Genomic DNA, 13,307 nt, shown 5'->3' with positions numbered 1-13,307 from the left:
CGTGTACGAGACAACGGTCCTGCGCCTGCCGTCCGACTTCGAGGGCGAGGTGGTCGCCACCCTGCTCGCCAGGACGGCCGGCTCCCGCCGCGCGGTCCTCTACCTGCACGGCTTCACCGACTACTTCTTCCAGGATCACCTGGCCGACTTCTACCTGGAGCGGGGCGTCGACTTCTACGCCCTCGACCTGCGCAAGTACGGCAGGTCGCTGCTGCCCCACCAGACCAGAGGCCTGATCAGGAGCGTCACCGACTACTTCCCCGAGATCGACGAGGCCGTCCGCCTCATCAGGAAGGACCACGACGAGCTCACGCTGAACGCCCACTCCACCGGCGGCCTGGTCGCCGCCCTCTGGGCCGACAGGGCGCGCGGCAAGGGCCTGGTCCAGGGGCTCGTGCTCAACAGCCCCTTCCTCGACCTCAACGTGCCCTACCCGCTGAGGCTGGCCGCCGACCTGCTCAAGACGCCGCTGTCCTACACGACCAGGCCGCTCCCGCTGGGCGTCAGCACCGCGTACGGCCAGAGCATCCACCGCGACCACGGCGGCGAGTGGGACTTCGACCTGGAGCTCAAGCCACTGGGCGGCTTCGACGTGCACGCCACCTGGCTGGCCGCCATCCGCAGGGCGCAGCGCCGTCTGCACAGGGGGCTCGTCGTCGACGTGCCCGTGCTGGTGCTCGCGGCCGCGGCGGGGCTCAGGGTGCGCGACTTCAGCCCCGAGGCGCGCTCGGCCGACATCGTGCTCGACCCGCGCCAGATCGCCAGGTGGTCCACCTCGATCGGGCCGCACGTCACCTGCGTGCGGGTGCGCGACGGCATCCACGACCTCGTGCTGTCGGCCGAACCCGTGCGCAAGCAGGTCTTCGACGAGATCGACCGCTGGACGCGCGCCTACGTCCAGGGGTGATCACCAGGGGATGGCGAACAGGCCGTAGTAGGCGGCGGCCACCAGCAGCAGCCCGGTGCCGCCCAGCACGCCCGCCATCGCCACGTGCTGCCACCTGCTCGGCCGCATGCCCTCACGCAGCCCCGACACCACCGCCGCCACGGCCGTCACCTCCTGCAGCAGCATGAGGACGGCCAGCGCCCTGACCACCAGCCACCCGGCCAGCACGGCGGGCCACGCGCCCGCCTGGTTGATCGAGAACATCACCAGCAGCATGATGAAGGCGAGCACCGCGGCCAGCAGGCCGAGGCCCGTCCACACCATCCTGTGCAGCCTGCGCCTGATCGGCGGCCACAGCCTGGCGTTGGTCTCCTCCAGCGTCGTGTGGCGACCGCGCAGCCTCACGAACATCACGGCCACGGGCCCCGCGACGTAGCCGACCGCGGCCAGGCAGATCGTCAGGCCCAGCATGGCGCCCCCCGCGTACCAGGGGGCGGCCGGCACGTCGCTGGCCGCGAAGCGCTGGACGGGCGTGGCCCCCGCCAGGTGCAGCGCGGGCTTGGCGGTGTCGGGCAGGCCGAGGATCCAGTTGCCGAGCGTGTCGAGGTAGCCGGGGGTGAAGGGGCCGCCGCTGATGCGCATCGCGTGGTCGGCCCTGTCGAGATAGCGGATGGTGTAGTCGTCGTTGCCCGCCGCGGTCAGGCCCTTGATCAGGGCCTCGGTGCTCTCGACGAAGGGGATCGAGGGGTCGGCGGTGCCGTACAGCGCGAGGACGGGCTGCCTGACGCCCTGCAGCGCGGGCAGCGCGTCGTAGCGCAGGAAGTTGAAGCCCACGCCGCCCATGGCCCTGGTCAGCAGGTCGCGCGCGCCGATCGGCGCGCGCAGGCGCAGCAGCTGCTCGTTCAGCGCCCACGCGACCTGGCGCAGCGGCGAGACGTTCGGGGAGGAGACCAGCACGATGAAGCCGACGGCCGAACTCTTGGCCGCGGCGATCGGCACCACCCAGCCGCCCTCGCTGACCCCCCACACGCCGGTGCGGGCAGGGTCGACGTCCGGCCTGGCGCGCAGGTGGCCGACCATCCGCAGCACGTCGTCGGCGAGCAGGCCGAAGTCCCTGCTGCGGAAGTCGTAGCCGATCTCCCTCTTGTCGTAGGCGAGCGTGACCACGCCCGCCCTGGCCAGGAACTCCGCCTGCGGCGTGAACTCCTCGCGCGAGCCGTTGCCCGAGCCCGACACGAACACCATCGCCGGGTGCCTGCCTGGCCTCAGCGGCACCCTGATCGTGCCGTGCAGCCACTGGTGCTCGGCGCGGATGGAGAAGCGCTCGGTGCGGAAGGAGCCGGTCGCCGCCACGGGACGCCGCTCGACAGCGGGCTGCGGGGGCAGCGACTGGAAGACCGGATCGGCCGTGAGCGGAGGGGGGTCGAAGGCCGGAGGCAGGGCGTAGCCCACCGTCGCGAGAGCCATCAGCACCAAGCCGACGGCCACGCTCAATGTGCCTCGGCCGGTGGGCATCGGCCTCCCCATGTGAGTTGGTTTGCCCGCTGATCTTCTAGCCTACTCCCGGCGGCCTCACCGGCGCCCATGATAAATGTCGGTGGAAGCTGTTAGCTTCCTGCCTCATGCGCCTCTTGCACACCTCCGACTGGCACCTCGGCCGGTCCTTCCACCGCGAGAGCCTCATCGAGGGCCAGGCGGCCTTCGTCGACCACCTGGTCGAGACGGTCAGGGCCGAGAAGGTGGAGGTGGTGGCGGTCTCCGGCGACGTCTACGACAGGGCGCTGCCCTCCGTCGACGCGGTCGCGCTGTGCAACGAGGCGCTGCGACGGCTGGCGGGCGCGGGGGCGCGCGTCGTCATGATCAGCGGCAACCACGACTCCGCGCGCCGCCTCGGCTTCGGCGCCGACCTGATCGACTCGGCGGGCGTCCATCTGCGCACCGACCCCTCGCGCGCGTGGGAGCCCGTGCTCATCGGCGACGTCGCCTTCTACGGCATCCCCTACCTGGAGCCCGAGCTGGTGCGCGGCCCCTGGGATCTGGCCGAGCGCAGCCACACCGCGGCCCTGTCCCATGCGATGGCGCGCGTCAGGTCCTCTCTCGTACGGCAGCGCCGCTCGGTCGTGCTCGCCCACGCCTTCGTCGCAGGCGGCGCGGCCAGCGACAGCGAACGCGACATCAGCGTCGGCGGCGTGGCCCACGTGCCCCTCTCCCTCTTCGACGGCATCGACTACGTCGCCCTCGGCCACCTGCACGGCCGCCAGCGCATGTCGCCTTCGGTGCGCTATTCGGGCTCGCCGCTCGCCTACTCCTTCTCCGAGGCCGACCACGTGAAGGGCTCGTGGCTGGTCACGGTCGGCTCTCCCGAGGCCGACTTCGTCCCCGCCCCCGTGCCCCGCCCTGTCGGGCGGCTGCGCGGCCGGCTGGAGTCGCTGCTGACCGACCCGTCGCTGGCCGACCGCGAGGACCACTGGCTGCAGGTCACGCTCACCGACCCCGTCCGCCCCAAGGCCGCGATGGACCGGCTGAGGGCCCGTTTCCCGCACACGCTGGCGCTCGCCTTCGACCCGCAGGGCGCCGTGCCCGGCGCTCCCGCCGCCCCGTTGAGCGGGCGGCCCGAGGCGGAGGTGGCGCTCGACTTCGTCCGCGAGGTGCGCGGCGAGCCCGCCGACCCGATGGAGGAGCGGCTGCTGCGCGAGGCCGTCGAGGCGTCGAGGATCAAGGAGGTCCTGGTCTAGATGCGGCCGCACCGGCTGACGCTGACGGCGTTCGGTTCGTTCCCCGGCACCGAGACCGTCGACTTCGACGCTCTCGCCGAGGCAGGGCTCTTCCTCGTCCACGGGCCCACGGGCGCGGGCAAGACGACCCTGCTCGACGCGCTCTGCTTCGCCCTCTACGGCGTGGTGCCCGGCCAGCGCAACAGCGCGCGCAGCCTGCGCTGCGACCACGCCGCGCCGTCCGTGGGGCCGTCGGTCGAGCTGGAGGTGACGCTGAGGGGCCGCACGCTGCGGATCCAGCGCTCACCCTCGTGGACCCGTCCGAAGCTGCGCGGCACCGGGTTCACCGAGGAGAAGGCCAAGGTCATCGTCTCCGAACAGGTGCGCGGCCAGGAGTGGCAGGGGCTGACCACCCGGCACGACGAGGCGGGCGACCTGATCGGCCAGCTGCTCGGCATGAACGCCGACCAGTTCTGCCAGGTCGCGATGTTGCCCCAGGGCGACTTCGCGCGCTTCCTGCGCGCCGATGGCGACGAGCGGCGGCGGCTGCTGGAGCGGCTCTTCACGGTGAAGGTGTTCACGGCGGCCGAGGCGTGGCTGGCCGAGCACCGCAAGCGGACGTGGAGGGAGTCGCAGGAGGGCCGGCAGGAGGTCGAGTTCACGGTCAAACGGCTGGAGGAGGCCGCGGGAGAGACCCTGCTGCACGCGCTCTCCTCGGCGGCTTCGCCATCCGCCGTGCCCGTGCCCGTGTCCGCGCCCGTGGCCGGGGTGGTCCCCGCGCCCAGGCCCGAGGCCGACGGCGAGGCGGCGCCCACCCAGGAGAGCGACCCGCTCCGCTGGTCGGGCCTGTTGCTCGAGGCGGCCAGGGCACTCGCGGGCCAGACCACCACCGCCTGGTCCGCGGCGGAGGCCACGCTCAGGGAGCATCGCGACAGGGTCGAGCAGGCGACCGCCCTGGCCGACAGGCAACGCCGTCACGCGGAGGCGACCAGGCTGCGACGGGCGCTCGACGAACGCGCGGAGGAGCGCTCCGACCTCCTCACGATCCTCGACGAGGCCACCAGAGCCGACAGGGTGCTCCCGCTCATCGCCGCCGCCAGGCAGCGCGCCGAGACGGCGGGCAAGGCCCGCGCTCTGGCCGCCGACGCCCTGGCCCGCGCCCGCCCCCTCCTCAGCGGGCCTGCCGGGTTCGAAAACTTCTCGCGGCCTGTGCCCGGCCGGCAGTCCGGACCCTTCGGCTCATCCGGCTCCGTGGGTCCTCGGGGTCTTGAGGGGGTCGACCTCGGGATGCTCGCGGAGATGGAGCGTGAGAGGCTCAGCGAGATCTCCAAGATCGCTGAGCTCCTCGTCGACGAGACCAGACTCGCCCAGCTCCACCGCGACCGCCGGGCCGCCGAGCACGAGATCGCCACCCTGTCCTCCAGGGAACGAGCGATCGCCTCCAGGCTGGAGGTGCTGCCCGGCCTGGTGAGGTCGGCCGACGAGGCCGCGGCACAGGCGAGGCTCGATGCCGCGCGCATCCCCGCCGCCGAGGCCGCCCTCGCGTCCGCCACGGCCCGCCTCGAAGCGATCGAACGCCGCGACCGGCTCACGGCCGAGCTCGACGCGGCTCACACCGAGATGGTGACCCGCCTCCGCGCGGCCGCCCCCCTCTCGCCGGCACTGGCCGCTCTGACCCCGCCTCTCGCCCCGCACCCGTCCCCACCGGCGCCTCCCGCATCCCTCCCTCGGTCCTCCGCCACGTCGCCCTTCACGGAGTCGGCGCGTCCTGCGTCTGGGTCTTCGGTGTCGTCCTCTTCCGCGCCGGGGTCGGATTCGGGCTCGTTCTCTCCGGAGTCGCTTCTTCCCTCGTCGTCCTCTTCCGCGTCGTCGTCTCCTGAGTCGGCGCGTCCTGAGGCTGGGTCTTCGGTGTCGCCCCCTTCCGCGCCAGGGTCGGAATCGGGCTCGCTCTCTCCGGAGTCGCCCTCTCCTGGGTCGCTCCCTTCTGCGTCGGGTTCACCTGCGTCTGGGGTGCTCGAAGGGGGATCCGCGGCGGGAGGGCTCCTCGAGCGGCGCCAGGGGGACGGGCATCTGGTCGGGGCGCAGGGGGCCGATCCAGTCGGGGATATCCGGGCGGGCCGGCTCTGGCGGGCCGTCAAGGAGGAGGCGCGGAGGGTCGAGCGCACTCTCGGCGACCAGCTCGCCACCCTGGAAGGTCTTCGCGCCGACGAATCGCGACTGGCCGAGCTCGACGAGCGGCTGGCCGTGCTCGAGGCCGAGCTGTCCGCGCTCGCCGAACGAGAGCTGGCCGCCCGCGCCGCGGCGGACGACCTGCCCGCGGCGCTCCACGAGGTCGCGGGGCAGCTGGCCGAGGCACGGGCCGCGGCGGGGCGGTTGCCGTCCGCGACCGCGGCGTGTGACGCGGCGGCCTCCGGGCTGGCGACGGCAGGCCGCAGGCAGGAGCTGGAAGAGGAGGCGGAGGCGGCCCGCGACGCGTACGGCGCGGCCGTCGAGACGGCGCAGGCGCTTCGCGACCGCCTGCAGGAGATCCGCCAGGCCCGCATCGAGGGCATGGCCGCGGAGCTGGCCGCCCAGCTGTCCGACGGTGCCCCGTGCGCGGTGTGCGGCTCGCCCGACCACCCCGCGCCCGCAGCCCCCGCCTCGATCGCGTACGCCGCCGACGACGAGAGCGAGGCGCAGGCGGCCTACGACGCGGCGCTGGCCGAGCGCCAGTCGGCCGACAGCGTCCTGTCCTCGCTCAGCTCGCGACTCGACGAGCTCGCGGGCGCGCCGACCGTGGCAGAGGCGGAGGCCGAGCTGGCCGCGCTCTCTGACGAACTCGAGGCCCTGACCGCGCTCGCCTCACAGGAGGAGGGTCTCGAGCGGGCGGCGCAGCGACTGGAGTCCGAGTTCGAACAGGCCCTCGACCAGCTCCACGACACGGAACGACGGCTGACGGAGGCCCGTACGGCGCGCGAAGGGCTCGCGGGCGAGCGAGCCCGCGTCCTCGCCAGGCTGGACGAGGCGCGAGGCGAGGACGCGAGCCTGGGCGCGCGGAGGGAGCGGTTGGGCGGCGAGATCATCAGCCTGGCCGAGCTCGCGGAGTGCGCCGAGCGGGTGGGCGAGATCGCCGCCCGCCTCGACGACGCTCTCACCGCTCTCGCGAGCCTTCTCGCCTCGGCTCCCGGCCCGCACACCTCCAGACCTCCGGACCCCACAACGGCACCAGGCACGCGGACGGACTCGGCCTCGGACGCCGGGGCGAGCCGGTTCCGCGCGGATCGGGCCGAGGGTGAGACGGGCAGAGGGTGGACCGTCTCGGTGGAGCGGTGCGCGGGTGTAGATGAGGTGCCGGTCGAGGGTGCTGGTGAGTGGGCTGTCTCGGCGGAGGGCGGCGCGGGTGTGGGTGGGGTGCCGGTCGAGGGTGCGCCCGGGGTGGGTAGTGGGTGGGTCGTCTCGGCGGAGGGCGGCGCGGACGTCCCTGCGACGCCGGTCGCGGCTCGGGATGGCGTCGAGGGGGATGGCGCGTCGGGCGAGCCGATGGGTCGTGCCGAGGCGGGCGACGCGTCGGACCAGCGAGCCGGCGGTGACGCGGCGGTTGGGAAGACGTCCTCGGAGTCCGACGGTGACGCCGAGGCGGGCGGCACATGGGCCGAAGCGCCCGTCGAGGCTGTGCGGGTGGACAGGGAGTGGGTTGAGGGTGTTCGTGTCGTCGCCGAGCGCGAGCTGGCCAGGCTGAGGAGAGCCGCCGACACCTATCCCGGCCTGGCGGGCAGCGCAGGGGAGCTCGCCGACGAGCAGGTACGGCTGGGCGCCGCGTTCAGGGAGCTCGGCGTCGCCCTGGCCGCCTGCCGTACCAGAGTCGAGGAGCTCGGAGCCGAGGCGGAGAGGCTGGCTGAGCGGATCCTCGTCGCCAGAGGCCAGGACGCGACGCTCGTCGCCAGGCTCGAACGGCTCAAGGAGGAGGCGCAGTTGCTCAGGGAGGCGCACGAGGCCACCCAGGCGGCCATGAGCGCCGCCGCTGAGCATCGCGACGCCGTCCAGGCGGCGGAGGAGGCGGCCAGGCAGGCGGGATTCCTCGACGCCGGTGACGTCCTGCCCGCCGTACGCACGCAGGAAGAGAAAGAGGAGAAGGCCGAGCGGCTGCGCGAGCTCGACGCGCGGCACGCGGCGGTGACGCGCACGCTGGCCGATCCCGAGCTGGTGGCGGCCGCCGCGCAGCCGCCGCAGGACCTGGCGGCGCTGGAGGCCGAGCGAGAGCAGGCCGAACGGGAGCACACCGCGCTGGCCTCGGCCCGCGACCGGGCGGAGCGGCGGGTGAGCAGGCTCGCCGAGCTGCACGAGGAGCTGACGGCGTGCCTCGGCCGCTGGCAGCCCGCCGCCGACAGGCACCGCCTGGCCGAACGGCTGGCGGCGCTGACCAGCGGCACCTCAGGTGACAACCAGTGGAGCATGAGCCTGTCGTCGTACGTGCTGGGGGAGCGGCTCAGGCAGGTCGTCGACGCGGCCAACGAACGGCTCGACCACATGTCAGGCGGGCGCTACCAGCTTCAGCACGACCTGCGGAAGACGGCGGGGGCGCGGGGCAGGGCGGGTGGCGGGCTCGGACTGCGGGTGCTCGACGGGTGGACGGGAGTCGACCGCGATCCGGCGACGCTGTCGGGAGGAGAGTCGTTCATCACGTCGCTGGCGCTGGCGCTCGGACTGGCCGACGTGGTGACGGCCGAGGCGGGGGGCGCCGAGATCGGCACGCTCTTCGTGGACGAGGGCTTCGGGACCCTCGACGAGGACACGCTCGACGGTGTGCTGGACATCCTCGACGGGCTGCGTGACGGCGGGCGCGCGGTCGGCATCGTCAGCCACGTCGCCGAGTTGCGGACGAGGATCCCGGCCCAGCTCAGAGTGGCCAAGACGAGGAAGGGCTCCACGCTGTCGGTGATCGCGGGCTGACGTCGGCCTGGGGTGATCATCATGTGGAGCGCTCGACGCTGTCGGTGGTCACCAAGCTGATGTCTCCCTAGGGCATCACGTGAAAGGGCGACGATGGTGGGTGTGACAAGGGCCCTCGGGGGTGGGCTTTCGGAGGAGGACCCGTCGGTGGGGGCCGGGCTGAGGCTGGGCGCGGGCGGTCATCGCGTGGGAGAGCGTTGGTGCGTTGGGCGGTCCTCTTGAGGGTGGGCTCTCGGGGGAGGGCTCGAGGGGGTGTCCACGGGGCCGAGCTGATGTGTCGAACCGGCAAACGCGGCCGGGCCCGGATCACGTGTGGTGGCGGAGCAGGTGCGGTGTCTGTGGCTCGTCGGGAGCGAACTGCATGTGCTGGCCCCTCCTCCTGCCCAGGGGGCGGGTGATGGGCCCCGTCCCCCGGCTTGAACAAAGGATCTTGCCTAGAGGACCTTCAGCAGTCCGCCGTCGATGACGTAGTCGCTGCCGGTGACGTAGCCGGCGGCCGGGGAGGCGAGGAAGACGATCACGTTGGCGACTTCCTGCGGGGTGCCCCAGCGGCCCAGAGTGACGTTGATCTGTTCGGGCAGGTCGGTCATGAGCTGCTGGTAGTCCGCGCCGCGGGCTTGGCTGACGCGCGGGCCGTACTCATCCCAGAGGGGAGTGCGGATGAGCGCGGGCGAGACGGTGTTCACCCGGATGCCGCGCGGGCCCAGCTCGTCGGCCAGGCCCTTGCTGAAGGCCGTGAGCGCGGCTTTGGATGCGCCGTACCAGTGCGGCCCGGAGGCCGGCCAGTGGGCCACACTGGTGGAGACATTGACCACCGCCTCGCGCAGGCTGGGCAGCAGCGCCCGGGTGATGCGCACGGTGCTGAAGAAGTTGAGCTCGAAGGCTCGCTGCCAGGTCGAGTCGGAAAGGTCGGGCAGTCCTCCGAGGTCCAGACCTGCCAGCCCGCCGACGCCGTTGACGAGCAGGTCGACGCCGCCGAGCTCGCTGTCGGTGACCCGTCGCAGTTCCTCGACACCTTCTGGGGTGAGCAGGTCGGCCTCGACGGTGATGGCGCCGGTCTGCTTCAGTTGATCCGTGACCGTGCGGTCGGCGCCGAGCACCGTCACCCCTTCGGCGATCAGAGTGCGGACGACCGCGCCCCCGATACCTCCGCTGGCGGCCGTGACAACGGCGGTCTTCCCAGCAAGCTGCAGATCCATGATTTTCTCCTCACGTCCGTTCGTTGCCCTCACTGTGCCGGGCACCGCTGACGATCGGCTGGGGGTCGGCTGAGGGCTCTCAGCCAGGCGCGATCCAGAACTTGATGAGGGGCTGGCCGAGGTGGCGGCGTTGGCGGGCTCGTACGAGGAGGTGACCCGGCTGCCCGCGGAAGCGGCGGCGCTCGGGGAGTCGGTCGGCGCACCGCTGCCACCTGGGCGAACGTGGTGATGTGGACCGCAGAGCCGGCCGACCGGGCCAGAAGCGAGGCGGTCCAGCCGGGGTCTGGAGAGGACCCGGGTTGCCGTACTTCACGCCCTTGGGCGCCTTGGTGATCACGTGCCCGACCGGCCCGGTCGCGGAGGTCAGGGCGATGGAGCCGTGGGTGGCGACCTTGTGGGCCGAGCCGGCGGCGCCGACGGCGGACGCCGCCAGGAACCGCGGCACCGAGGCGGCCACCCCCTGGGGCGACACGCTGACCGCAGGTGGGGCGGTGTGACTGGAGAGGTGGGAGGGGTGGAGGTTCCAAGCGGGACCATGTCCTGACACGATTGGGTCATGGTGAGTATTGGTCAGGTGGTCATCGGCGTCGACGACATGCGGCGGGCCGTCCGGTTCTGGAGCCAGGCGCTGCACTACATCCCCCGCTCAGGGGCGGTGACGGACGACTGGACCATCCTCGATCCCGTCAACGGTCTCGGCACCCCGCTCGCGCTCGACGTCAGCGTCTCTCCCGTGCAGGAACATCCGAGGATGCACCTCGACCTGTTCACCGAGAACGCGCTCGAACACGCCGCCGAGGTCGAGCGGCTGATCGCCCTGGGCGCGCAGAAGGTCGACTGGGACCTCTATCCCGCCGATCCCGACTTCACGGTGCTCGCCGATCCCGAGGGCAACCGGTTCTGCGTGATCGACCTCAGCCACGGCTGACGGCCCGACCGGCGATTCGACAGAAATGTCCGCACGGTGTCAGAGGCCGTGGTGGAGCTGATACGGTCGGCGGACCACCACGTAAGACGCCATCCCGCATAGTGAGACACAGCATGGTCCAGGCCCCCGCCGTCGCGCAGCCCTCGAGAACGCGCATCGCCGCCGCCAGCCTCATCGGCACCGCGATCGAGTTCTACGACTTCTACATCTACGGAACCGCCGCCGCCCTGGTGCTCAACACCGCCTTCTTCCCCGAGATGGACAATCTGGCGGGCAGGCTCGCGGCCTTCTCGACGTTCGCCGTGGCGTTCGTCTCCCGCCCGCTCGGCTCGGCGATCTTCGGGCACTGGGGTGACCGCATCGGCCGTAAGTCCATGCTGGTCGTCTCGCTGCTGCTGATGGGCCTGTCCACGGTCGCGATCGGGCTGCTGCCCGGCTACACCGCCATGGGCGTGGCCGCGCCCGTGCTGCTGGTGCTGCTGCGGTTCACCCAGGGCATCGGCCTGGGCGGCGAGTGGGGCGGCGCGGCGCTGCTGGCCACCGAGCACGCCCCGCCGGGCAAGCGCGGTTTCTACGCGATGTTCCCGCAGCTCGGCCCCTCGGTCGGGTTCATCGCCGCCAACGGCCTGTTCCTCATTCTCGGTGCCGTCCTCACCGACGAGCAGTTCGTGAGCTGGGGCTGGCGGCTGCCGTTCGTCGCCAGCCTGCTGCTCGTGGTGATCGGCCTCTACGTCCGGCTGAAGATCTCCGAGACGCCGGTCTTCCAGGCGGCGATGGACGAGCGGAAGATCGCCAAGGTGCCGTTCGTGGGCCTGATGCGCCACCAGTGGCGGCGCGTGCTGCTGGGCGCCGGCGCGATGGTCGTCACCTACACCCTCTTCTACACCGCCACCACCTACTGCCTGTCGTACGGCACCGCGACGCTGGGGATCCCGCGCACCACGATGCTGGCGCTGACCATGATCGGCGTGCTGTTCATGGCCGCGGGCACGGTCGTCTCCTCGCTGGTCTCCGACAGGCTCGGCCGGCGCCGTACGCTGATCGCGGGCACCGGTGTCGCGATCGCCTGGGGGCTGGTGATGTTCCCGCTGATGCAGACCGCCTCCGTCCCGCTGGTTGGGCTCGCGCTGTCCGGAGCGCTGGCGTTGATGGGTCTGATCTTCGGCCCGATGGGCGCGTTCCTGCCCGAGCTGTTCCGCACCGAGTACCGCTACAGCGGCGCCTCCGTCGCCTACAGTCTGGGCGGCGTCCTCGGCGGCGCGGTCCCGCCGCTGATCGCCACCCAGATGCAGGCCAGCGGCCTCGGCGTGTTCTCCGTCGGCGTGTACGTCTCCGCCATGGCGGTCCTCAGCCTGCTCTGCCTGCTCGCCCTGCCCGAGACCGGCGAGGAGAGCATGTAGCGTCAGCCCTCGCCGAGCTGGCCGGGGAACATCAGCGCCAGCTCGCGCGGGTAGGCGGCGATCAGCCGCAGCTCGTCGTCGGTGAGCGGCCTGCCGGTCATCGCGTTGCACAGCTGGACGAGCTGGAAGGCCAGCTCCTCGTCGGCCGGCTCGGCCTCGAGCCCGTCCATGACGTGCCTGAACCCGGCCTTCCCGCCGTACTCCCCGGTCAGCACGACGCGCCCCCTGCGCGCGTGCCAGTCGGAGGGGAAGGGGCCGAGCGTGCTCTCGTCGTAGAGCTCGTAGTTGCCGTGGTCCTTCAGCGCGCCGTCGGCGTGGATGCCCGACTCGTGCGCGAACGCGTTCACCCCCACCCCCACCTGGTTGTACGGCAGCGCCTGCCCGAAGGCGTAGCTCGCCCACAACGCGAACCTGCGCGCCCACGACAGGTCGAGCGCGTCGCCGATCTCGGCGCTCAACCCGAAGCCGTGGCGGAAGGCCAGGATCGTCGAGAGCAGGTCCGCGTTTCCCGAACGCTCGCCGATGCCGTTGACGCAGGTGTTGATCCAGGCGTCCTGCCCCGCCTCCAGATCGCCGAGCGCGCCCGAAACCGAGTTGGCCACCGCCATGCCCAGGTCGTTGTGGCAGTGGGTCTCGATCGGCATGGCCGTGGCGGCGGCCAGCTTGGCGAAGCGTTCGCGGATCCTGTCGGGGGTGTCGCCGCCGATCGTGTCGCAGTAGCGCACCCTGTCGGCCCCCGCCTCCTTGGCCGCCAGCGCGAACTCCAGCAGGAAGCCGTCGTCGGTGCGCGAGCCGTCCTCGGCGTTGACCCCGATCGTCTCCGCGCCCGCGTCCTTCGCCACCGCCACCGCGGCGGTCATCTCCCTGATGATCGCGGCGCGGTCCAGCCTGCCCCTGAACTTGTTCTGGATCATGTAGTCGGAGGTGGAGATGGACAGGTTGTAGTGCCTCAGCCCGAGCGGCACCGCCTTCTCCACATCGCCCGGCACGCCCCTGCACCATCCGCTCAGCCGCAGCTCTCTCATCGCCCCCGCCTCCGCCAACGCGACCTGGGCCCTGACGTAGGGAACCTCGTGGAAGAGGAAGGGGAAGCCGATCTCCGACTGGGCCACGCCGAGCCTGCCCAGGTAGAAGTTGACCATGGTCTTGCCGAATTTGGACAGGCCGGTGCGGGCGGTCTGCACGCCGTCCCTGTTGGTCACGTCGAGGAAGTGAATCTGTGGCATGTGTCCACGTTGACATCATCACTCG

At 72.0% G+C, this 13,307-nt stretch carries 8 protein-coding genes; 5 read left to right on the top strand and 3 right to left on the bottom strand.

Annotated elements, in window-relative coordinates:
* The first annotated feature begins 1 nt into the window (after position 1).
* Positions 2–907: an alpha/beta hydrolase gene (locus FHR33_RS10975; protein WP_312895464.1), complete on the top strand. Its 906-nt coding sequence runs from the start codon at positions 2–4 to the stop codon at positions 905–907.
* On the opposite strand, the gene FHR33_RS10970 is transcribed toward FHR33_RS10975, so the two are convergent.
* Positions 908–2,374 (bottom strand): alpha/beta hydrolase family protein, encoded by a 1,467-nt coding sequence (locus FHR33_RS10970; protein WP_312895463.1) that lies wholly within the window; start codon positions 2,372–2,374, stop codon positions 908–910.
* 134 nt (positions 2,375–2,508) lie between these two features.
* Here FHR33_RS10970 and FHR33_RS10965 point away from each other — a divergent pair, with 134 nt between their 5' ends.
* Both FHR33_RS10965 and FHR33_RS10960 read left to right on the top strand, forming a co-directional pair.
* Positions 2,509–3,621 carry an exonuclease SbcCD subunit D gene (locus tag FHR33_RS10965; RefSeq protein WP_183645845.1) on the top strand — a complete coding sequence of 371 codons (1,113 nt, stop codon included), beginning with the start codon at positions 2,509–2,511 and terminating at the stop codon, positions 3,619–3,621.
* Positions 3,622–8,529 (top strand): AAA family ATPase, encoded by a 4,908-nt coding sequence (locus tag FHR33_RS10960; protein ID WP_183645844.1) that lies wholly within the window; start codon positions 3,622–3,624, stop codon positions 8,527–8,529. It abuts the gene before it with no gap.
* Between the two features lie 434 nt (positions 8,530–8,963).
* Here FHR33_RS10960 and FHR33_RS10955 read toward each other — a convergent pair whose 3' ends face one another.
* Positions 8,964–9,728: an SDR family NAD(P)-dependent oxidoreductase gene (locus FHR33_RS10955; protein ID WP_183645843.1), complete on the bottom strand. Its 765-nt coding sequence runs from the start codon at positions 9,726–9,728 to the stop codon at positions 8,964–8,966.
* A gap of 556 nt (positions 9,729–10,284) precedes the next feature.
* Between FHR33_RS10955 and FHR33_RS10950 the strand changes: the two genes are divergently transcribed.
* Both FHR33_RS10950 and FHR33_RS10945 read left to right on the top strand, forming a co-directional pair.
* Positions 10,285–10,656: a VOC family protein gene (locus tag FHR33_RS10950; RefSeq protein WP_183645842.1), complete on the top strand. Its 372-nt coding sequence runs from the start codon at positions 10,285–10,287 to the stop codon at positions 10,654–10,656.
* A gap of 113 nt (positions 10,657–10,769) precedes the next feature.
* Complete coding sequence (locus FHR33_RS10945; RefSeq protein ID WP_183645841.1) at positions 10,770–12,056, top strand: MFS transporter; 1,287 nt, start codon at positions 10,770–10,772, stop codon at positions 12,054–12,056.
* 2 nt (positions 12,057–12,058) lie between these two features.
* Here FHR33_RS10945 and FHR33_RS10940 read toward each other — a convergent pair whose 3' ends face one another.
* A complete protein-coding gene (locus FHR33_RS10940) occupies positions 12,059–13,282 on the bottom strand; it encodes a LeuA family protein (RefSeq protein ID WP_183645840.1) in 1,224 nt (407 codons plus the stop codon).
* Between the last annotated feature and the right edge of the window lie 25 nt (positions 13,283–13,307).

The sequence above is a fragment of the Nonomuraea dietziae genome (genome assembly GCF_014195505.1).
In the GTDB taxonomy this organism is placed as follows: Bacteria; Actinomycetota; Actinomycetes; order Streptosporangiales; family Streptosporangiaceae; genus Nonomuraea; species Nonomuraea roseola.
This window is presented reverse-complemented; position numbering and strand designations above follow the sequence as displayed.